This window comes from Rhabdothermincola salaria (genome assembly GCF_021246445.1).
GTDB lineage: Bacteria > Actinomycetota > Acidimicrobiia > Acidimicrobiales > Acidimicrobilacustridaceae > Rhabdothermincola_A > Rhabdothermincola_A salaria.
In genome coordinates this window covers 1,255,070-1,276,514 of the sequence record NZ_JAJQXW010000001.1, presented here as the reverse complement: position 1 = coordinate 1,276,514, position 21,445 = coordinate 1,255,070, and the positions used below count along the sequence as shown (strand labels likewise).

The 21,445-nt window shown below is 69.8% G+C and carries 19 protein-coding genes; 15 read left to right on the top strand and 4 right to left on the bottom strand.

The window, feature by feature from the left end:
- Positions 1–15: 15 nt before the first annotated feature.
- From LUW87_RS05965 to LUW87_RS05940, 6 genes are all read left to right on the top strand, one after another.
- Positions 16–1,122: a glucose-1-phosphate thymidylyltransferase gene (locus LUW87_RS05965; protein WP_232670178.1), complete on the top strand. Its 1,107-nt coding sequence runs from the start codon at positions 16–18 to the stop codon at positions 1,120–1,122.
- A gap of 125 nt (positions 1,123–1,247) precedes the next feature.
- Positions 1,248–3,320, top strand: a complete 2,073-nt coding sequence (locus tag LUW87_RS05960) for a glycoside hydrolase family 25 protein (RefSeq protein WP_232670177.1) — start codon at positions 1,248–1,250, stop codon at positions 3,318–3,320.
- A 157-nt stretch (positions 3,321–3,477) separates the two neighbouring features.
- The gene (locus tag LUW87_RS05955) at positions 3,478–4,554 is read left to right on the top strand and encodes a glycosyltransferase (RefSeq protein WP_232670176.1); all 1,077 of its coding nucleotides are present in this window, start codon (positions 3,478–3,480) and stop codon (positions 4,552–4,554) included.
- A 13-nt stretch (positions 4,555–4,567) separates the two neighbouring features.
- Complete coding sequence (locus LUW87_RS05950) at positions 4,568–5,788, top strand: polysaccharide pyruvyl transferase family protein (protein WP_232670175.1); 1,221 nt, start codon at positions 4,568–4,570, stop codon at positions 5,786–5,788.
- Positions 5,789–5,922: 134 nt separating this feature from the next.
- Positions 5,923–7,539 carry an asparagine synthase-related protein gene (locus tag LUW87_RS05945; protein WP_232670174.1) on the top strand — a complete coding sequence of 539 codons (1,617 nt, stop codon included), beginning with the start codon at positions 5,923–5,925 and terminating at the stop codon, positions 7,537–7,539.
- On the top strand, positions 7,536–8,609 hold the full coding sequence (locus LUW87_RS05940) for a lysylphosphatidylglycerol synthase domain-containing protein (RefSeq protein WP_232670173.1): 1,074 nt from the start codon (positions 7,536–7,538) through the stop codon (positions 8,607–8,609). The genes LUW87_RS05945 and LUW87_RS05940 overlap by 4 nt, the downstream gene beginning before the upstream one ends.
- Here LUW87_RS05940 and LUW87_RS05935 read toward each other — a convergent pair.
- Genes LUW87_RS05935 through LUW87_RS05925 form a run of 3 tightly spaced genes read right to left on the bottom strand, consistent with a single transcriptional unit; the run spans position 8,555 to position 12,614 of the window.
- Positions 8,555–9,400 (bottom strand): FkbM family methyltransferase, encoded by an 846-nt coding sequence (locus tag LUW87_RS05935; RefSeq protein ID WP_232670172.1) that lies wholly within the window; start codon positions 9,398–9,400, stop codon positions 8,555–8,557. The two genes, LUW87_RS05940 and LUW87_RS05935, sit on opposite strands and share 55 nt — an antisense overlap.
- A complete protein-coding gene (locus LUW87_RS05930) occupies positions 9,384–10,457 on the bottom strand; it encodes a glycosyltransferase family 2 protein (protein ID WP_232670170.1) in 1,074 nt (357 codons plus the stop codon). The genes LUW87_RS05935 and LUW87_RS05930 overlap by 17 nt, the downstream gene beginning before the upstream one ends.
- 51 nt (positions 10,458–10,508) lie before the next feature.
- Complete coding sequence (locus LUW87_RS05925) at positions 10,509–12,614, bottom strand: ArnT family glycosyltransferase (protein ID WP_232670169.1); 2,106 nt, start codon at positions 12,612–12,614, stop codon at positions 10,509–10,511.
- 233 nt (positions 12,615–12,847) lie between these two features.
- Here LUW87_RS05925 and LUW87_RS05920 point away from each other — a divergent pair, with 233 nt between their 5' ends.
- The 8 genes from LUW87_RS05920 (at position 12,848) to LUW87_RS05885 (ending at position 19,438) form a co-directional block, all read left to right on the top strand.
- Positions 12,848–13,414, top strand: coding sequence for a dTDP-4-dehydrorhamnose 3,5-epimerase family protein (locus LUW87_RS05920; protein WP_232670168.1), 567 nt, complete (start codon positions 12,848–12,850; stop codon positions 13,412–13,414).
- A 64-nt stretch (positions 13,415–13,478) separates the two neighbouring features.
- A complete protein-coding gene (gene rfbB / locus LUW87_RS05915) occupies positions 13,479–14,435 on the top strand; it encodes a dTDP-glucose 4,6-dehydratase (RefSeq protein ID WP_232670167.1) in 957 nt (318 codons plus the stop codon).
- A 5-nt stretch (positions 14,436–14,440) separates the two neighbouring features.
- Complete coding sequence (gene rfbD, locus LUW87_RS05910; protein WP_232670166.1) at positions 14,441–15,289, top strand: dTDP-4-dehydrorhamnose reductase; 849 nt, start codon at positions 14,441–14,443, stop codon at positions 15,287–15,289.
- Positions 15,290–15,367: 78 nt separating this feature from the next.
- Positions 15,368–15,925, top strand: a complete 558-nt coding sequence (locus LUW87_RS05905) for a hypothetical protein (protein WP_232670165.1) — start codon at positions 15,368–15,370, stop codon at positions 15,923–15,925.
- Positions 15,926–15,929: 4 nt separating this feature from the next.
- Complete coding sequence (locus LUW87_RS19105; protein WP_232670164.1) at positions 15,930–16,994, top strand: glycosyltransferase family 4 protein; 1,065 nt, start codon at positions 15,930–15,932, stop codon at positions 16,992–16,994.
- Positions 16,994–18,235: a glycosyltransferase family 4 protein gene (locus LUW87_RS05895; RefSeq protein ID WP_232670163.1), complete on the top strand. Its 1,242-nt coding sequence runs from the start codon at positions 16,994–16,996 to the stop codon at positions 18,233–18,235. Before LUW87_RS19105 ends, LUW87_RS05895 begins: the two co-directional genes overlap by 1 nt.
- Before the next feature lie 70 nt (positions 18,236–18,305).
- On the top strand, positions 18,306–19,031 hold the full coding sequence (locus tag LUW87_RS05890) for a glycosyltransferase family 2 protein (RefSeq protein ID WP_232670162.1): 726 nt from the start codon (positions 18,306–18,308) through the stop codon (positions 19,029–19,031).
- A complete protein-coding gene (locus LUW87_RS05885; protein ID WP_232670161.1) occupies positions 19,028–19,438 on the top strand; it encodes a DUF2304 domain-containing protein in 411 nt (136 codons plus the stop codon). Before LUW87_RS05890 ends, LUW87_RS05885 begins: the two co-directional genes overlap by 4 nt.
- A gap of 84 nt (positions 19,439–19,522) precedes the next feature.
- Here LUW87_RS05885 and LUW87_RS05880 read toward each other — a convergent pair whose 3' ends face one another.
- Positions 19,523–20,248 carry a DapH/DapD/GlmU-related protein gene (locus LUW87_RS05880; RefSeq protein WP_232670160.1) on the bottom strand — a complete coding sequence of 242 codons (726 nt, stop codon included), beginning with the start codon at positions 20,246–20,248 and terminating at the stop codon, positions 19,523–19,525.
- Positions 20,249–20,328: 80 nt separating this feature from the next.
- Between LUW87_RS05880 and LUW87_RS05875 the strand changes: the two genes are divergently transcribed.
- Positions 20,329–21,438: a DegT/DnrJ/EryC1/StrS family aminotransferase gene (locus LUW87_RS05875; RefSeq protein ID WP_232670159.1), complete on the top strand. Its 1,110-nt coding sequence runs from the start codon at positions 20,329–20,331 to the stop codon at positions 21,436–21,438.
- Positions 21,439–21,445 lie beyond the last annotated feature (7 nt).

Sequence of the window (21,445 nt, the reverse complement as noted above, 5' to 3'; positions counted from 1 at the left end):
GGTAGACAGAAGCCTGTGAAGGGCCTCATCCTCTCCGGCGGCGCCGGCACCCGACTGCGACCGATCACCCACACGAGTGCCAAGCAGCTCGTCCCGGTGGCCAACAAGCCGATCCTGTTCTACGGGATCGAGGACATGGTCGAGGCCGGCATCACCGAGATCGGCATCATCACCGGCGACACCGGCGCCGAGATCCGGGCCGCGGTCGGTGACGGCTCCCGCTGGGGCGCGACCGTCACCTACATCCCCCAGGACGCACCCCTGGGGCTGGCCCACTGCGTGCTGATCGCTCGCGACTTCCTGGGCGACGACGACTTCGTGATGTACCTCGGCGACAACCTGCTGCGCCAGGGCATCGCCGAGTTCGTCGAGCGCTTCGAAGCCGATCGCCGACGCTTCGACGCGCCGACGCTCGATCAGTCCGAGGCGGCCCCCTCGGCCCAGATCCTGCTGGCGAAGGTCTCCGATCCGCAGCGCTTCGGTGTCGCCGAGATCGGCGCCAGCGGAGAGGTGGTGCGTCTGGTCGAGAAGCCGGTGGAACCGCCGTCGGACCTGGCGCTGGTGGGGGTGTACCTCTTCGATCCCAGCATCCACGAGGCCGTCGCCACCATCGAGCCCTCCGATCGGGGGGAGCTCGAGATCACCGACGCCATCCAGTGGCTCATCGACGCCGGCAAGCGGGTCCGTCACGAGGTCCTCGACGGTTGGTGGAAGGACACCGGCAAGCTCCAGCCCCTCCTCGAGGGGAACCGCCTGGTGCTCGAGACCATCGAGCCGGAGGTTCGCGGCAGCGTCGACGCCGACTCGCTCATCGACGGGCGCGTGGTGATCGAGGAGGGCGCCCAGATCATCAACTCCACGGTGCGAGGCCCCGCCATCATCGGCGAGCGCACCCGCGTGGTGAACAGCTACATCGGACCGTTCACCTCGGTGTACTTCGACTGCGAGATCGTGGACTCCGAGATCGAGCACTCGGTCGTCCTCGAGGAGTCCAAGGTGCTCGACATCGCCCGCGTGGCCGACTCCCTCATCGGCAAGCAGGTCCTGGTGCGGCGCTCCGAGACGCGCCCCCGGGCCACGCGGCTCATGGTGGGTGACCACTCGGTCGTGGACCTGGCCTGATCCGCGACGGGCCTCGGCCGGTACCGACGGCCGTCCATCTGCCACACTTCAGGCGGGGTCCGATCGTGCCGATGTCGTGGGGACGTCCCTGCGGCGTCGATACCGAAGGCAGAGATGGTGCACCGATGAGCAATCCTCCCGCTCGGACAAGTGGCCGACCGAAGGCCACGGCGTGGCCATCCCGGGCGCGGCGTCGACTGGCGACGGCGCTCGTGGTGGTGGTGGCGATCGTCGGCGGAGCGGCGATCCCGGCTGCGGCGCAGCTCACCGGGGTCGACGTGGCCAGCTGGCAGCATCCGCCGACCGACCAGCATCCCAACGGTGCGCCGATCAACTGGTCGCAGGTGCGCAACGCCGGGCACTCGTTCGCCTTCGTGAAGGCCACCGAGGGCACCACCTACCGCAACCCCTTCTACACGACCGACTTCGCCGGCGCCGCTGCGGCCGGGCTGTACCGGGGCGCCTACCACTACGCCCGACCCAAGCTGCCGCTCTCCAGCGCGGTCGATCAGGCCCGCTACTTCGTCTCCGCCACCGGGTCGCTGTCGGGCGCCCGTGACCTCCCAGCGGTGCTCGACCTCGAGGAGTCGGGTGGCCTCTCCAAGGGCGATCTCGCCCAGTGGGCGCGGATCTGGTTGGCCGAGGTGGAGCGTCTCACCGGGCGGGCCCCCATCGTGTACACCGGCTACTACTTCTGGCGCGACGCCGTGGGCAACCCCACCGACATCGGCGCCAAGTACCGCCTCTGGCTCCCGAGCTACCCGCTGAACCCCGACAGCACCACCTTCACGCCCTTGGTGCCATCGGGGTGGGCGACGTGGACGTTCTGGCAGTACACCTCCACCGGGAGCGTGCCCGGCATCGTCGGAAACGTCGATCTCAACCGATTCTGCTGTTCGCTCGCGAACCTGACCGGGCTGGCAGGCGGGGGTGGGAGCGCGGGAAACCCCTTCGGGAGCGTCGACGCGGTGGCCATGGAAGGACCCAACTCGGCGCGGGTGTCGGGCTGGGCGATCGACCCCGACACGACCGACCCCATCTCGGTGCACGTCTACGTCGACGGCCAGGGGCACTCCACCACGGCGTCCAAGACCCGCAACGACGTCGGCGTCGCCTATCGAGGCTTCGGGCCCGACCATGGCTACTCCACGACCGTGCCGGTGCCCGACGGCGCTCGTCAGGTGTGCGTCTACGCCATCAACACCGGCCCCGGTGGCAACGTGGGCCTCGGTTGCCGGAACCTGGGCGGGAGCCCGGTCGGGAACCTCGATGCGGTCAGGTCGGCAGGCCCGGGGCAGGTCCGCGTCGCGGGATGGGCGCTCGATCCGAACACCGTCTCGTCCCCCGACGTGCACATCTACGTCAACGGTGTGGGGACGGCTGTCACCGCCTCCAAGGCCCGCTCCGACGTCCAGTCCGCCTTCCCCTGGTGGAGCGCCAACCACGGCTTCGACGTCGTGCTCCCCGCAGGGGGCGGCCGGCAGCAGGTGTGCGCCTATGCCATCAACAAGGCCGGTCCGGGCGGCAACACGTACCTGGGCTGCCGCACCGTGGTGCTCCCGACAGGCGACCCGTTCGGCTCGCTCGACGTCGTCCGAGGTGGCAACGGCCGCATCGACGTGAGCGGCTGGGCGATCGACCCGGACACCGCCGCTCCCATCCCGGTGCACGTCTACGGGGCCGGCACCGGGTTGGCCCTCACCGCTGATCGTGGGCGTTCCGACGTCGGGCGAGCATTCCCCGGCTATGGCAACAACCACGGGTTCCGCGGATCGATCCCGGCGGAGGCCGGCGTCCACTCGGTGTGCGCCTACGCCATCAACGCCTCCGGCTCGGGATCCAACCGCCTCCTCGGATGCCGCACGGTCACCGTCACCGGGTCGGGGAGCCCGTTCGGTTCGCTCGACCTGGTCTCGGAGGTGCCCAGCGGCCTCCGGGTGGCCGGGTGGGCGATCGACCCGAACACCTCGGCGTCCATCCCCGTGCACGTCTACGTCAACGGTCAAGGCTACGTCCTGACGGCCGACCGCCAGAGAGCGGACGTGGGACAGGCCTACCCGGGGTTCGGCAACGCGCACGGCTACGACGGCTTGGTTCCGGTCACGCCGGGGCCCCCTGGCACCAACCAGATGTGTGTGTTCGCGATCGACGTGGCCCCGCCCGGCGCCAACGCCCTGATCGGCTGTCGCACCTTCTAGTGCCCACCCGCCGGTCTCCGATCCGTCGCGAAGGGTCACCGAGTTGACGGACCCCCGATCCTGGTCCGGATCGGCGTCGGCTGGGCGAGTCGAGGGCTCTTCTTCACCGCTGACCGTCGTCGTCTTCGGTACCTTCGACGAGGCGAGCCACCCTCGGGTGAAGGTGTTGGTCGAGGCCATGGAAGGCCTCGGTCATCGCGTCGTGAAGTGCAACGAACCGCTGCGCGTCTCCACGGCGGAGCGGGTTCGCCTCGTGAGGCGGCCGTGGCTGGCCGGCCCGGTCCTGCTCCAGCTTCTCAAGGTGTGGTGGAGGCTCGCTCGGCGGGCTCGCCGCATCGGGCGGGAGACGCCCGATGTCGTGCTGGTCGGCTACCTCGGTGTGCTCGACGTCCACCTGGCTCGTTGCTGTTTCGCAGCGCCAGTCATCCTCGACAACATGGCGCCTCTGGGAGGCATCGCCGAGGATCGGGACCTGCCGCTGGGCGGCCTGCTCCGTGTCATCGATCGTGTCGCCTCAGCGGCGTCATCCGTGGTGGTCTGGGACACCGAGGCTCACCGCATCCTCGGGTCGACGACCGCCAAGGCGACCGAGAAGGCCCTCGTGGTCCACGTCGGTGCTCCTGACGAGTGGTTCCACAGCGACGGTGGGGCGCCGGACCCGACCGGTCCGCTGGAGGTCTGCTTCTTCGGTCTCTACACCCCGCTGCAGGGCACGACCGTGATCGCCGAGGCCATCCGCCGGGTCGACGCCCGGGCGGCCGTCACCTGGACACTCATCGGAGACGGGCAGCAGCGGGCACTCGTCGAGGAGACGGTGGGCCCGAACCCATCGGTGCGATGGGTGGACTGGCTGGAGCCGGAGGCCCTGGCTCGGACGGTGGCAGCTCACGATGTGTGCCTGGGGATCTTCGGCACCACTCCGAAGGCGATGCGGGTGGTGCCGAACAAGGTCTACCAAGGCGCTGCGGCCGGTTGCGCCGTGGTCACTTCGGGAACCGAATCCCAGCGAGCGGTCCTGGGCGGTGCCGGGATCTACGTCCCTGCAGGCGATGCCGAGGCCCTGGCGGACGCCATCGTGGCGCTCGCTTCGGATCCGGAGTACCTGGAGGAGCGACGAAGCGCCGCTCGCAGTCGGGCTCTCGAGGCCTTCTCGCCGGAGGCCCTCCGAGATCAGATCGGGGAGGCGTTGCGAGCCGCGAGCCTTCGTGGCCGCCATCGCTACTGGGGCCACTAGCATTCGACCTCCCATGGCGACGCGCTTCTTGGTGATCAACCAGCACGGCGACAACCGGGGCGACGAGGCCGCGATGAAGGGGCTGTTCGCCGCACTCCGGAGCCGAGTTCCGGATTCCGACATCACGGTGCTCCACCAGTTCGCCGACCCGAAGAGCGCGATCGACTACGAACGAGTCGACTACCTGCCGCTTCGCCTGCCGATACCGGAGGCGCTTCGGCTCTCGCTCTGGGCCCTCCTCCGGCGGGTGGGAGCTGCGCCGAGGTCGCTGTTGGGGCCGCTGGGTCTCCAGATCGTGGAGGCCTACGCACGCGCCGATCTGGTGATCTCGGCGCCCGGTGGTCCGTATTTCGGAGACCTCTATGCGAACCACGAGGCCGTGCACTGGTTCTACGCCTGGCTCGCCAGGCTCCACCGCAAGCCCCTGTGCCTGTACCAGCCCTCTGCCGGGCCGTTGCGCAATCGGCTGCTGAACCCCCTGCGTCGACGGGGTTTCGGATGGTTTCGGTTCCTGAGCGCCCGAGAGCAGATCTCGGTGGGTCACCTGGAGTCGTTCACGGGGCGGGAGGTGCACCTCGGCTCTGACTCCGCTCTCCAGCAGTCGGTGGAGCCCGTCGATCCGTCGCCCTGGTTCGACGACGGGACCCCCAGAACGCAGCCGATCGTCACTGCGACCTTCCGAGATCCCGGTCCCGATGGGAGAGAGATGCACGACGACGCGGTCGTCGATGCCCTGATCCAGGTCGGCGATGCAGGACGCACGGTGCTCCTGCTCCCGCAGTTGCACGGGCCGCGCCATCGTGACCAGCCGTACCTGGAGAAGCTTGCGGTTCGGGCCCGTCGGCGGGGTGGCTCGGTGGTGGTGGTGCCCGAGGACCTGAGCAGTGACGAGCAACGAGGTTTGGTCGCGGCCAGCGACTTCGTGCTGGCCGGGCGCTACCACCCCCTGGTCTTCGCCGTCTCCGCCGGAGTGGCCGCGGTGACCATCCCCTACGAGCACAAGGCGAGTGGCTTCGCCGCCTCGGCGGGACTCTCCGACTACGTCGTCGACCCCGCCGACCTCGACGGCGACCGGTTGTCGATCGCGATCTCACAGCTGATCGAGCGCCTCGACGAGGTGCGGGCCACCGTTCGCGATCGGAGCCCCGAGCTGCGCCAGTCGGCTGAGGCGATCTCAGATCAGGTGGTCGCGTTGGTGGGTACGACGACCGAGGGGGCCGCTTCGTGCACGTGATCGTCGCCGGGATCGATCTCGCCCCTGGCGCGATCGAGCGGGCTCTGTCGTGGGCAGGTGAACAGGGTGCCACCGGAGTCGAACGGGTCGAGGGCGGTCGGGGGGTCATCGCCCTAGCCTCGAGCGGTGGGCCCATGGCCCAGCTCCGCCGAGCGCCTGAAGGTGCCGTGGCGTCGCTCGGCGTGCGAGCCGGACCACCGATCGCCGATCTGCGCCTCGGACGAGTGCCCGATGGCACCGTCGCCGTGGCCCTCGACGCAGGCACGCTCCTGGTCGGGTCGGGCGAGGGCAACCAGCGTCTCTTCCAGCACCGAGGGCCGAATGGGGTGCTGGTATCGACCCACGTCGGCGCTCTGGCGGCGGCCCTCGGGCCGGACCTCTCCCTGGACCGCTCCTACGAGGACTTCCTGTTGGGCTTCGGGTTCCTCCCCGATGGCCGAACGGTGTTCGAGGGCGTCGCCGTGCTGGCTCGTCCGGCCGTGTTCGATGTCGCCTCGGGTGACGAGCTGGAGGCGGTACCGGCGGAGTCCGGGCCCACCGAGCCAGCCGATGCTTCTGATCTCGCCGAGCTGGTGTGCGAGGTCGTCGACCAACAGGCCGGCTCGGCACGCACGGTCGGGGTCCTCCTCGGCGGTTTCGACTCGGCCCTGGTGGCGGCGGCCCTGCACCGCACCGGCCGCGCCGTGCACACGTTCACATTCTCGTACGCGGAACCCGGCTTCCAGCAGCGCCACGTCGAGGCCGCAGTCGCCGCCGCTCGAGCCGAGCACCACTGGGTGCGATTCACCCCGGACCTGATGGGGGAGGCGTTGACGACGCTCCCCGCCAGGCTCAACCAGCCGAGCCCCCAACCCCACTACCAGCTCCAGACCATCATCGCGGCCGAGGCCGCAAGAGCAGCCGGGGCACAGGCGATCTTCACCGGCGACGGCTGCGATGCGCTGTTCGCGGCCTACCCCACCATCAACGCCCGGGCGAACGCCACCACGTCGCTGCGGCGGGTGCCGGCTCCTGTCCGCAAGGCCGTCTTGCGTCTCCTCGGCACGCGACCGGTGGACCGTCGTCTGGGCCACGTCGCCCGGGTGGGACGGAGCGCTGTGTCCGCCAGCCTCCTGGACGGCCCCGCCGGGCTCCACCTCCCGACGCGCTACCTCGACGAGGTCGCCCTGCACCGTCTGCGGGTGGGCGGGACCGGACCGACCCAGAGTGAACCGGTCGACCAGGTCCGGCGTCGTCTGGCCGAGGCCTCGCGCCAGACCACCTCGGCACGACTGGCGGTGGAGGGCAACACCCTCACCGGCCAGAGCCAGTCGAAGGTCGAGGGCGTCGTGGCGCGCACCGGGCTCCCTGTCTTCTCTCCGTTCGTCGCACCGCGGTTCAAGGAGGCGTTCGCTGCGTTGCCGACCCACCGCCAGCAACCCCATGGGCGGCTGCGCGGGGCCGAGGGCAAGCCTGTGCTCCAGGAGGCCGCCATCGCAGCAGGGCTACTTCCCGAGGAGGTCGTCTACCAACCCAAGCAGTCACCCACGGAAGCGCCGGTGGACGGCTGGTATGCCGGTCCCCTTCGATCGACGGTCCTCGAACTGCTCGACGACCTTCCCTTTGCCTACGACCGGGCCTACGTCGAGGAGATCCTGCGACCGAAGGTGGCCGAACGCGTCTATCGGGAGCGAGTGGCGATCTCCAAGCACGCCTTCCAGGCGATCGGGCTGCTGGCGTCCTACGGATCGTTCAGCCGGCTCGTCACTTGACTCGCTCGGTCCGGGGTCGACGTTGGTGGCTGTACAACGTCGTGGTCCCCACGGTGGCCGTGGGCCTACTGGGCGGCTACGTCTACAGCCGACGCTCGCAGTTCGAGGCGCTGGGGGACATCCCTCCCACCCAGATCCTGCTGGTGGCGGTGCTGAGCGCACTCGGATTCCTCTTGAACGCCATGGAGTTCGGGCTCCTGTACCGGGTGATGGGAGCGCGGATCGGCTACGGCGAGAACTGGCTGCTGTACTCCGCCGGCCAGGCCGGCAACTACCTGCCCGGCCAGATCGGCACCCTCTATCGGTTCAAGTACCTCCGCGACGTCCACGAGATGCCGTACTCGATCTCCACAGCGGCCTACAGCGCCAACTTCGTGATCACCATCTTCGCCACGGGCGTGACCGGGCTCTTCGCCCTCGTCTGCTTGGGCCTCACCGACGGCACCTGGTCGTTGCTGCTGACGGTGGGGTTGGTCTTCCTGATCGCAGTGGCAGGGGCGGCCGCGGTGGTGCCGGTGTCGCCGAAACCCCGGGAGACCCGTCTCGGGTCGGCCTGGGTGCGCCTCGGACAGGGATGGGAGAGGGCCCGTCGGGCACGCGCCGCCGCCGCAGTGGTCTTCGTGCTCGAGGCGGCCCGCTATGGGCTGGCCGCCTGGCGGCTGGACATCGCTTTCGGCTGGCTCGGAGTGGACGACTCCTACTTCTTCTTCCTGGCCATCGCCCCCATCGCTGCGCTGGCGACCTTCGTGGCGATCACCCCCGCCGGCCTCGGGATCCGCGAGCTGGCCATCGCAGCAGCGGTCGTTGCCTTGGGTCGGCCGTTCAGCGACGGCATCCTGGGTTCCTCCGCGGAGCGGGCGATCAGCCTCGCCGTCGTGCTGATCGCGGGGATCCCGAGCTTCATCGTGACTTCACGGGCGCTGCACCGGTCGGCGGAGGCCCGTTCGGCGCGCGCTGACGGCACGCGCAGGCACGGCGACGCCACGGAGGTGAGCGGTGGCGACGCGGCGTTGGCTCAGGACGATCGCGGTGCCCGAGACAGGCGTTGGCGGTTCTGGCGGCGGATGTAGGCACGACGCAGCCGCGCCGGCACGAGGGTGGTGAAGAGGTAGCGCGGGAGCAGGGGTGGAACGACACGCGCCGTCTGGCCGATCGCTCGCAGCCGTGACGGTTCGGGGAACAGCAGGTAGTCGGATCGCAGCCTTCGACGGATCCCGAGGCCCTGGCGGTGGATGAAGCGGATGGAGGTGAGGACCGACGTCCCCCGGTCGCGGTCGCCCCACCAGGACAGCTCCACGAAGAAGGTCGCCGCGCCGGACCGGATCATCTCTCGAGCGCCCTTGAGGACCCGTAGCTCCCCACCCTCGACATCGATCTTGACGAGGTACCGGTGATCAGCGTCGAGCAGGTCGTCCAGCTTGATCAACGGGACCTCGACGGGTGCGTACTCGTTGGAGCGCTCCTCGACGGGGAAGAGGCCACCGGAGATCTGGGTCCCGGTCGTGTAGAACTCGACCGTGGGCCCGTCGCGGAGGTCCTCGTCGTCCGAGACGGCGGCGAATCGGCACTCCACCTCGACGTCGGTGTCGGTGGTCCACTCGGCCACGTTCTTCTGCAGGAGCGCGAAGCGGGCCGGGTCGGCCTCGATGGCGATGATCCTTCCGGTGGCCATGTGGCGGAGCGCATGGAACGTGTACACGCCGTGCGAGGCTCCGACGTCGATGAAGGTGTCGACCCCGTCGAGAAGTGCGCCGAACCGCTCGAACTCGGACGCGTCGAGTCCCCCCTCGCCGAAGTAGGTCCAGGCGAGGTACTCCTGGTAGTCGATCGGGTCGGAGTCCCTGTCAGGATCGGGGGGCACGGCTGCTCATCTCTGTCGCGGTGGCTGTTCGGGTAGCCGGTCCGTCGTCGGCTTCCGGCCCGGAGAGGTTTCGAAGGCGCTCGGCGAACCGAAGCTCCGAGAGGATCCTGCGGTTGACCGACATGAGGTCGGCGATCACACCGAAGATCCAGAGCTGGAACGCCATCAGCATCAGCACCGCGGCTGCCACCAGGCTGGGGACTCGGCTCCCCGATGAATCGCCGAACCATGTGAGCGCGAACCAGCGCACGACGAGAATGGTGCTGAGGAGGAACGGGAGCGCGCCCAGGACGAAGAAGAAGCGGAACGGCTTGTAGAGGACGAAGCTCCTCAGGATGGTCTGTGCCGAGTGGAACACGTAGCGAGGCATGCTGCGGACCAGGCGCGAGGGTCGCGTCTCGCCGTTGACCTGGACCGGAACGGTGGCCACCCGGAGGTTCTCCCAGCCGGCCTGGATCAGGGTCTCCATCGTGTAGGAGTAGCGGCCGTTGAGCTGGACCTTGAGGGCGGCGGTTCGCGAGAAGGCCCGGAACCCCGAGGCCGCGTCGCGGACCTCGGTCCGGCTGAAGAGGCGCACCGTCCAGCTGCCGAGCCGTTGGAGGCGCTTCTTCACGAACGAGAACGTCTGGATGGACTCGATCGGTCGTTCTCCGACAGCCATGTCGGCCTCGTCGGCGACGACCGGAGCGACCAGGTCGGGGATGCAGGCGGCGTCGTACTGGTTGTCGGCATCGGTGTTGACGATCACGTCGGCGCCGGCTCGAAGGGCCGCGTCGAGGCCCGTGGTGAAGGCGGTGGCCAGGCCACGGTTGTAGGGCAGGCTCACGATGTGGTCGACGCCGCATTCGCGGGCGACCTCGACGGTTCGGTCGGTGCTGCCGTCGTCGATGACCAGCCACTCGACGACGTCGAAGCCGGGGACGTGGCGGGGGAGCTCGGCCAGCGTCGCCGGGAGCTGCTCCTCCTCGTTGAGGCACGGGATCTGGATGATCAGCTTGCGTCCGTCGGCTCGATCGCCGGTGGCGTCTCTCGTGATTCCTCGGTCGTCCACCGCCATGGGGCGAGCGTAGTGGTCGGGTGGGTCGGGGCCGTCCAGCCGTCCAGCCGTTCAGTCCAACGGCAGGAGGTAGAGGGTGAAGGTGCTCTCCGCGTAGTCGGTCGGGGGCCCGCTGATGGTGGGAACGATCTCGTTCGAGGACACTGCGGTCGAGGTGACGATGGTGTCGGCCCCGGCCAAGGGCTGGAGGATCTGGAGCGCCCCCGGATCGGTGGAGACGGCCACCGGGGCCCGGCCCAGGCCCCGCATTCGATCGGCCGCGGCGGTGGCGGTGGCCAGCTCGTCGGGACCCCTGACGATGGCTGCTGGGTGACCACACCAGGAACGGAGTGTCTGGGGCAGGACGATGGACGCGTGGGGACCGACGACGAAGAAGACGGTGTCGTCGGGCACTGCGGCGCAGGCTTCTTCGACGACCTGGACGTAGCCGGCCTGCTGGACGCCGTCGCGGATCGGGAAGGTGACGAGCAGGGGACCGACCAGCAAGGAGAGGCCGAGCAACGTCGCCAGCCCCCGCATGACCATGGGGCGGGTCCGTACCGACCAGACGGCCGCGACGGCGACCGTCGCCATGATGCTCAGCGCCGGCAACACGACAGGGACGAACCGACGTGACGCCCAGAGCTGGTCGGGCGTGATGCTGGGCCGGAGCCAGTAGAGCGAACCGGCCGCCAGACAGAGGACCAGGGCGACGAGAGCGCCCGGCGTGACGCGGCTGCGGAGGGCCCGCGCCGCTGTCGTTGCCAGCCCGGCGATCGCCGCCGCCAGCCCGATCGGGCCGAGGTACCAAGCCATCCACCAGAGGGTCTCTTCCGTGTAGCGGAGACGGCCGTCGACCTCCAGGCCCTCGAGGGCCTGATAGTGCTCGAGGTAGCGGATTCTGCTCGCACCTCGTGCTTCGAACAGGAACGGTCGGAGCAACCACGCCGCGAGGAGGCCGACGGCCAGGAGGATCGCGGCGAAGGGAGCCGCCCGTCGGGCGACCCGGCGGGCCCGCTCCAGTACGTCGGGGCGACCGGAGAGCCAGATCACCGCCCACGCCCCGACGGCCGACACCAGGGTGGCCCCCACGAGCAGGATCCGCAGAGAGGCGATCTGGCCGGAGAGCGCAGAGGCGTACACCCTGGAGTGCCACTCGAGGTCGGCCCACCCGATGAGAAGGCCAGGCAGGAGGCCGACCGCCGCCGCTCCCACGGCCAGCAACGTCCGCCGTCGTCGCGGTGAGTGGAAGCGCATCGCGACGGCCAGGGCGCCCAACGGCACGGCGAGGGCGACGTACAAGAGCGCGTCGACCCGGATCGCCGTGACCGCGCCGAGCAAGAACCCACCCCAGGCTGCGAGGAGCGGGGAGGAGCGTTCGTACGCGGAGACAAGGGCGAAGAAGGCTCCCCAGGCGACCAGGAAGGCGAACGGCTCCGAGTAGGTGTCGCGAGCGATGAACAGCACCGGAGCCATCAACGCGAGGGCTCCGGGCACCAGAAGGGCGATCCACGGTCGTCGCAAGGCTCGCGCTGCGAACGCGTAGACGACCAAGAGCCCGGCTGCCGTGGCCAGGGCCGGGACGCGCACCATCAGCTGGTAGCCGCCCACCTCGTAGCCGACGGCCAGGATCACGCTGGTGAGGTGGTTGAACTGGAACTGGAGCTCGTCGGGCCCGGCGGTGGTCACGGCTGCCGAGTGGAGCCGGAGCTCCTCGTCGCGGAGGGTCTGGTACACCTCGCCATCGGTCTCCACCGCCAGGTCTCCGTCGTTCGCCAACCACACCGCCGTGTTGGCGTACGAGCCGGGGTCACGATCGATGAGGACGTGCTGGGCCGGCGCCCAGCCGGCCCACAGGGCGAACGCGACGGAGATGAGAAGGGCGACTCCGAAGGGCGGCACCTCTCGACGTGCGGTGGGCGTCGCGCGAACGACTCGGACTCCCACCCCGAGGATCGCTCCGGTCACGACCAGGCCACCGGCCAGAGCCCACAGGGCAGAGAAGGAGCCGAGGAAGGCCTGGGTGAGTCCGATCAGGCCCACGGTGGCGACCAGGGTGGGAGGGACGAGCACCACGAAGGGAAGCCAGCGAGCGGCGGTCGATCCCACGCGGCCGCCCCGACCGGCAGAGGGGCCGTCGACGCTCGTGCTTTCCGCCAGGACGGGTTCGTTCGGCACGTCCGCCTCCTTCGCCCCGATGGCGTCGAGCGCCCAGCACCGCCACTGGGGCCTCCGGTGGTCAGAGGCGGGTCGCAGGTTACCGCCCGGCCAGACGGCCCCCGGCGCGTACCTCGGCAGCATCATCGCCGCCGGACCGGGGCGGATGGGTGGTGCCCACGGAGCGCGGTGGCGCTTCCGCTAGCCTCCGGTCCCGTACGAACCCCCTTCGGACCACCTCGAGGCACGTTCCCATGGCTGTCGTCCACCCTTCCGATGTCATCGCCGGCGTGCACGTCGTCGATCCCGTGGTCCACGGTGACGACCGGGGCTTCTTCGTCGAGACCTATCGCCGGGAGTGGTTCCCCCAGGGCCGCGAGATGATCCAGGGGAACCGGGGTGATCGCCAGGCGGGTGCCATCGTCGGCCTGCACTACCACCTCCACCAGGCCGACTACTGGTACGTGCCCTTCGGCACCGCCCGGGTGGTGCTGCACGACCTGCGCACCGGTTCGCCCACCGACGGCGCCACCCTGTGGCTCGATCTCGGGGTGCAGCCCGACGGCACGAACCCCCACCGCGGCGTGTTCATCCCCCCGGGTGTCGCGCACGGCTTCGCCGCGCTCACCGACATGACCATCACCTACCTGGTCGACGGCTACTACAACCCCACCGACGAGCTGGGCGTGGCGTGGGACGACCCGGCCATCGCCGCCGACTGGGGGGTCACTGACCCCATCTTGTCGGGGCGCGACCAGGCGAACCCCCGCCGTGCCGACATCGAGCCCCAGTGGCAACCCCACTACGGCCTGCGTCCCTAGATCGCGCGGTGCTCCCGGCCCGGGAGCGCGATGCGCTCGACCCGCTCGAAAGGTCTCCTCGTCCATGAAGCTCTTCGTCACCGGCGCGGCCGGGTTCATCGGCTCCAACTACGTGCGTCACGTGCTGGGCACCACCGACGACGAGGTCACCGTCTACGACGCGCTGACCTACGCCGGCAACCTCTCCAGCCTGGCCGACGTGGCCGACGACCCCCGGTACCGCTTCGTGCAGGGCGACATCTGCGACCGCGAGGCGGTGGCCGCGGCCATGGCCGGGCACGACGCGGTGGTGCACTTCGCGGCCGAGAGCCACGTCGATCGCTCCATCGTCGACCCCGACACCTTCGTGCGCACCAACTGCCTGGGCACCAACGTGATGTGCGACGTGGCCCGCCAGATCGGCGTCGAGAGGTTCCTGCACATCTCCACCGACGAGGTCTACGGCTCCATCGAGGAGGGGTCGTTCGTCGAGACCGACCGGTTGGGCCCCCGCTCGCCGTACTCCTCGTCCAAGGCGGGCTCGGACCTCATCGCGCTGTCCTACGAGGAGACCTACGACCTGCCGGTCATCGTCACCCGCTCGTCGAACAACTTCGGGCCCTACCAGTTCCCCGAGAAGGTCATCCCGCTGTTCGTCACCAACCTGCTCGATGCCAAGAAGGTCCCGCTCTACGGCGACGGACTCAACATCCGCGACTGGATCTACGTCGAGGACAACTGCACCGGCGTCGACATGGTCCTGCGCAAGGGCGAGATCGGCGAGATCTACAACATCGGCGGGGGCAACGAGACCACCAACCGGGAACTCACCGAGAAGGTGCTGGCCCTGTGCGGCGCCGGCGACGACATGATCGAGTACGTCACCGATCGCCTCGGCCACGACCGCCGCTACTCGATCGACTGCTCCAAGGCCAACGCCCTGGGCTGGAACCCGAGCCGCAGCCTCGACGAGGCGTTGGCGGCCACCGTCGACTGGTACCGGGCCAACCGCGCCTGGTGGGAACCCCTGAAGGGGGCCTGAGAACCGTGCGCGTCCTCATCACCGGCGCCGGCGGCCAGGTCGGTTCGGAGCTGGTGGCCTGCTTCGAGGCCGCCGGGCACCACGAGGTGGTGGCCGCCGACCACGCCACCGTCGACGTGTCCGACCGCGACGCGGTGCTGGCCGCCATCACCTCGACCCGACCCGATGCCGTGGTGCACCCGGCGGCGTGGACGGCGGTGGATGCCTGCGAGGGCGACCCCGAGCGGGCCTTCCTGGTGAACGCCCTCGGCACCCGCCACGTGGCCGAGGGCGCCCGCCGCGTCGGGGCGCCGGTGTTCTACGTCTCGACCGACTACGTCTTCGACGGCACCAAGGCGAGCCCCTACACCGAGTGGGACCCGACCTCGCCGGCCTCGGTCTACGGCGCGTCGAAGTTGGCGGGGGAGCACGAGCTCGACCCCGGGTCCACCGTGATCCGCACCTCCTGGGTGTGCGGCTACCACGGCGGCAACATGGTGAAGACCATCCTGCGCCTGGCCGGCGAGCACGAGACCCTCAGCTTCGTCGACGATCAGAGGGGCCACCCCACCTTCGCCGACGACCTGGCCGCCATGATCATGCGTCTGGTGGTCGAGCACCGACCGGGCACGTTCCACGTCACCAACCAAGGGGCGGTGAGCTGGTACGAGTTCGCGCGCGAGGTCCTCGCTGCCAGCGGCCAGGACCCGGACCGGGTCCGGCCGGTGGCCACCGCCGATCTGCAGCCCCCCCGGCCGGCGCCGCGGCCGGCGAACTCGGTGCTCGACAACGCCGCCCTGCGCATGTCGGGACTCCCCCTCCTCGACGACTTCCGCGTTCCCCTGAGCCGTCTGGTCGAACGGCTTTCCGGGTGATGTACTAAATGCCTGTGCGGCGGCCGGCGGGGTCGCCGCACCCGGCCCCGGTGCCAGACGGCGAATCGAGACGAGCTGATGAGCGACCACGATGACGACGGTCCTGCAAGAGAGTCCGGTTCGTCCGAGGTGGAGGCGGCTCTGGAACGGATCCGCAAGAGGGTCGCCGAACGTCGGGCCATGGGTGACTACCCCCCGGGGATGGAGAAGCAGCTCGACCACCACTACCGGGCGCTGGTCTCCACGTTGGCCACCGAGCACGCCGCGGTCGAGATCCTCCAGGAGGCCGTGTCAGAGCTCGACCGCATGGAGCCGTTCGGCGCCTCCCGGATCGAGCGGACGTCGCGCCATCGGCTGGTACGGATGTACCAGCGGATCTGGGCCCGGTTGGCCCGACACCAGACCCGAGGGGTGCTGGCCCAGATGCAGGACTACGCCGTGACCGTCCGTCGGGTGGTCGACCGCATGAGCGATGTGGTCGAGACGCTGGCTCTGCACGGGCACCCGGAGACGGAGCGTCGTGTGGCCACCATCGCCGACCGCCTCTCCTCGCTGGAGGAGATCGCCCGGCGCCTCGACGACATCGAGGCCCGCCTCCCTCCCGGCGAGGCCCGCCACGGCGACCCACGGGCCTGACGAGGTGTACTTCCACCAGGTCGTGGCCGCTGCGGGACCCGACGATCCCAGGATCAGCTGCGCCCGCAACCTCGGCGCGGTGCTGAGCCAGTGCGGGGAGTCACGTGTCTTCGTCGTGGGGGACGCGCCGGTCGATGCCGGGATCGAGCCGTTGTGGACCTTTCCCTCGGTGGGTTCCCAGGACGGGGTGATCCTCTTCCACGGCGGGGAGGGGAACCCTGCCGCATTGCGATTCCTGCTCGAGCGACCCGAGCCCCTCGTGCTGATCTACCGGAGTCCACCACCGATGGAGTCGTTCGAGCTGAACGATCCTCACCGGGCGGCGATGATCCACTGGGGGCAGCGGGAACTCGAGCTCCTGCGTCCCCGGGTGGCCCTCGCGGTGGCCGACTCCCGCCCAGCGGGCCAGGACCTCGAGGCGCTCGGCTACGTCGACGTGGTGACGATCCCGGTCGGGCTGGACGTGGGGCGGTTGCGGCGTGTCGACCCCGATGAGAACGCCATGCAGACCTTGAGCGCCTATGTGGGCGATCCCCTCGTGGTCGCCGTGGGCGAGCTGCTGGCGCACGAACGGCTCGACGTGATCCTGCACGCGCAGCTCGTTCTGCACCGGATCGGTCTCTCGTCGACGCTGGCGATCGTCGGTCCCTCGACCGACCCGGTGACCGCGAGGGCGTTGCAGGAGCACGCCCGGGACCTGGGGATCCCCATGTGCCTCATGCTCGGTGCGCTGGGTGAGGATGCGCTGGCCGCGGTGATGCGCCGAGCGGACATCGTGGTCACGGCGAGTGAGCACCGGGGGTCGTCGCCCGCGGTCCTCGAGGCGCTGGCGATGGGAGTACCGGTCATCGCTCGAGACTCCGGGGGCCTGGCCGACACGGTCGGCGCCGGCGGCATGGTCCTTCCGGCCGACACGGGGGCGGTCGAGCTCGCGGAGGCGGTCAGCGAGGTCCACGCTGACCGGCGCCTCGCCCAGGAGCTGGGCGCGCACGGGCGCCGGCGGGCTGACGAGCTCGTGCTCGACCGCAACATCAGCGCGTTCCTCGACGAACTGGCCGAGGTCATCTGATGCGGCTGATGTTCGTGGTCCAACGCTATGGAGAGGACATCGCCGGGGGATCGGAGCAGTGCTGCCGGCTGTTCGCCGAGCACATGCTGCAGCGCGGGCACCACGTCGAGGTGGCGACGAGCTGTGCTCGGCGTTACACGGACTGGGTGAACGAGTTCCCGGCCGGCCCCACCGACGTCAACGGGGTGACGGTTCACCGCTTCCCGGTCGATCGGCCTCGAGATGCACACTTCTCCGACATCAACTGGGTGAACGTGGGTACCAACCGACCGGTGCCGCTCTTCCTGCAGGAGGAGTGGGTGGACCGCATGGGCCCCCGCACCGTGGACCTTCCGGCCTACCTGGTCCAGCGCGCCTCGGACCTCGACGTCATCGTCTTCTTCACGTACCACTACTTCCCCACGGTGCGCGGACTCGAGGCAGTGGCCGGCAAGGTGTGCACGGTCTTCCACCCGACTGCCCACCACGAGCCGGGCTTCACCGTGCCCCTCTACGATCGACTCTTCCGCCTGCCGGATGCGATCGGCTACCTCACCGTCGAAGAGCGCGGGCTGGTCGAGGAGAGCCGCGGGGTGCAGACCCTCAACGACGTGCTGGGAGTGGGGGTGGACCTCGACGTCGAGGGCGACGGGTCGACGTTCAGGGCGGCCCACGGGCTCGGCGACGAGCCGTACCTCGTCTACGTGGGGAGAGTGGACCCTGGGAAGGGGTCTCTCGAGGCCTACCAGTACTTCCTGACCTACAAGGAACGGAACCCGGGGCCCTTGAAGCTCGTGGTCGTGGGAGACCAGGTCGTGCCGCTGCCACCGCATCCCGATGTCGTGCTGACCGGCTTCCTGTCCGAGCAAGCGAAGACCGACGCCTTGGCCGGCTCGCTGGCTTTTCTCCAACCGTCGTACTTCGAGAGCTTCTCGATGGCGCTCACCGAGGCGTGGGCCCTCGAACGAGCGGCCCTGGTGCAGGGGCGGTGCGATGTCCTGGTCGGCCAGAGCCGTAGGTCGGGCGGGGCCATCCCCTATGTCGGCTTCGCGGAGTTCGAGGCCGCATTGGACATCTTGCTGGCAGAGCCCGCCGTGGCCGAGCGCCTCGGGCAGGCCGGCCGTCGCTACGTCGAGCAGCACTATGCCTGGGATGTGGTCATGGAGAACTACGAAGCGCTCCTCACCGACGCGCGCACCGCGTTCGAGCGTCGACGATCGTCGTCCTGGTCCGTCAGGATCGCCTCCGGGACCCCGACGTGAGGCTGACGGAGGTCGCCCCCGCGGTCGTCCCCGAGATGGGCCGGTAGAGGTGGCCAGCTAGGGTCTGGCGGTGGCCGACCCGCATGGCACGTTGCTCGCCATCGTGCCCGCACTCAACGAAGAAGCGACTGTCGGCGACGTCGTCAAAGCGATCATCGGCGATCTCGAGGCCGATGTGCTGGTGATCGACGATGGCTCGAGCGACCGAACGGCCCTGTTGGCGAGGGACGCCGGGGCCGTGGTCGTCCGACACCCCTTCAACCTCGGGGTGGGGGCGGCGCTGCGCACCGGTTTCAAGTACGCGCGAAGGACCGGGTACCCGGTCGTGATCCAGGTCGATGCCGACGGCCAGCACGACACCGCGGGAGCCCATGCTCTGGTCGCGGCGGTCGTCGACGGAGGCGTCGATCTCGTCGTGGGGTCCAGGTTCGCCGAGGGATACCAGGTCTCGGGACTGCGCCGGCTGAGCATGCGGGCCCTGTCGCGCACGGTGTCGCGGCGCCTCGGTGTCGAGATCACGGACACGACGAGTGGGTTCCGGGCCTTCAGCGCCCGCGCCGTCGACCGCTTCGCTGCGAGCTACCCGTCGCAGTACCTGTCGGACACGGTGGAGGCTCTGCTGCTGGCGCACGACGACGGGTTGCGCATCGCCGAGGTGCCCGTCCGCATGCGCGAACGGATGGGCGGTCGCGCGTCGGCGGGCAGGATCAAGAGCGTGTTCCACCTGGTACGGCTCATGCTGGTGGTCTCCATCCATCGGTTCCGTCGGCCTGCACTCGTCGGAGGGGGATCGTGAAGCTCGAGATCGCGGTGTTGTCGTTGGCCATCGTGTTGTTGGTCGTGATCCTCGAGGTGGTGCGGCGGCGGCGCCTCTCGGAGAACTACGCCCTGCTGTGGCTCGGGGTCGGCGTCATGGGCGTGCTCCTGGGGCTCGCTCGACCGCTCGTCGACCGCCTCTCGAGCGCCATCGGCATCGTGTACGGCACCAGCCTGGTCTTCGCTCTGGCCTTCGTCTTCCTGCTGATCGTCTGCATCAACCTCACGGTGCACGTGAGCCGCCTGGAGGAGCGGGTCGAGGTCCTCGCCCAGGAAGTGGCACTGCTCTCGAGCGATGACGCTGAGCCGCCCGCACTCGGATCCTCGGGGGGACCTGCGACCCGCAGCGACGAGTCGCCGGAGCCGCCGGGACAGCCCAGCAGCTGACGGGGCACGAGGGCCTGGCCGAGGCCGGCGCGTCGGACGGGAACGGTGTGACCCCGATACGGCGCGTCGGGCGGCCGGGAAGCCTCAGGCTCGGCGCGACGCCTCCCACAACGCCAGCGCGTCGGCGAACGCGGCCGGGAGGGCGTCGGCCTCGCCCTCGTAGAAGCGGGTCAGTCCGGCGATGTCGGCCGCGGAATAGCCTGCGCGCTCCAGCCAGACCGCGTTCACCCCGCCGGGGGCGGCGGGCACGCCCTTGACCAGCTGGTACGGCGCCACGTCCTTCACGACGGCAGCCTGCATGCCGACCATGGCGCCGGCGCCGACCACCCGCCACTGGTGCACCGCAGCCGCCAGGCCGATGTTGGCGTCGTCGCCGATGGTCACGTGGCCCCCCAACGTCGAGTAGCTGGCCATCCGGACCCGATCGCCGAGGACGCCGTCGTGGGCCACGTGCGACGTGTTCATCATGAACACGTCGTCTCCGATGACGGTCGGGCCGGCGGTCCCCGAGTGGACCGTGCAGCGCTCTCGGAGGATCGTCCGCGAACCGATCTGCACCCCTCGGCCGTGACGACCGAACCACATCTCCTCGTCGGTCGGAGCTGGACCCTCCGATGCCACTGTCTGCACGACCATCTCGCCGACGTGCTCGGCGGTGGTGCCCACCACGGCATGAGGGCCGATCCAGCAGTCGTCGCCGATGCGGCACGGTGCCACGACCACCGCGTAGGGGCCGATCACCGTCCCCTCGCCGATCTCGACCTCGGGTGCGACGATGGCCGTGCGGTGGATGGCGGCAGGACGGGGCATCGCATCCCTCAGGTGGTGGACCGGTCGTCTGGACCGGAACGGCGGGTGACTACCATCTTGGACGCTATGCGGGCCATCACATGACGATCACTGTTCCCATCACCACCGTGCGCTTCGGCGAGGCCGAGGAGCAGCTGGTGCTGGAGGTGCTCCGATCGGGGATGCTCGCCCAGGGTGCGAAGGTCGCCCGCCTCGAAGAGCTCTTCAGCGCCATGACCGGTGCTCGTCACGCAGTCGCCGTCAACAACGGCACCACCGCCCTCGTGGCCGCGCTCCAGGCGCTCGAGCTCGAACCGGGCGACGAGGTGGTGACCACCCCGTTCACCTTCGTGGCCACCCTCAACGCCGCCCTCGAGGCCGGGGCCACCGTGCGCTTCGCCGACATCGACCTCGACGACTTCGGGCTCGACGCGGCGTCGGTGGAGGGTGCGCTGACCGACCGGACCCGGGTCCTGATGCCGGTGCACCTCTACGGCCAGGCCGCAGACATGGACGCGCTCGTCCCGATGGCCGAGCGCCACGGTCTCGCCGTCGTCGAAGACGCCGCCCAGGCCCACGGGGCGGAGGTCCACGGCCGCCGGGTGGGTGCGTTCGGCCAGGCCTGCTTCTCGCTGTACGCCACCAAGAACGTCACGACCGGCGAGGGGGGAGTGGTCACCACCGACGACGACCACCTGGCCGATCGGCTCCGCCTCCTGCGCAACCAGGGGATGCGGGCCCGCTACCAGTACGAGCTGGCGGGGCACAACTACCGCATGACCGACCTGCAGGCGGCGGTGGGCATCCCCCAGATGAAACGTCTCGACGAGATCACCGAGGCCCGGCGGGCCAACGCCGCCGCCCTCGACGAAGGCCTCAGTGGCCTCGAGGGGCTGGTGACGCCCCCCGAGGTCGCGGGGCGGCGCCACGTCTACCACCAGTACACCGTCCGGGTGACCGACGACGCCCCGCTCACCCGAGACGAGCTGGGCGAGCGCCTGGCCGACGCGGGTGTGGGCAGCGGCATCTACTACCCCCGGCTGGTGCACGACTACGCCTGCTACCAGGACCACCCGGGGGTCGTCGCCGGTGAGACCCCCAACGCCGCACGCGCCGCCGCCGAGGTGCTCAGCCTGCCCGTGCACCCCCACCTCACCTCCGGCGACCTCGACCAGGTGGTCACCGCAGTGCGCCGAGCCTTCGGGAACTAGACCGGTA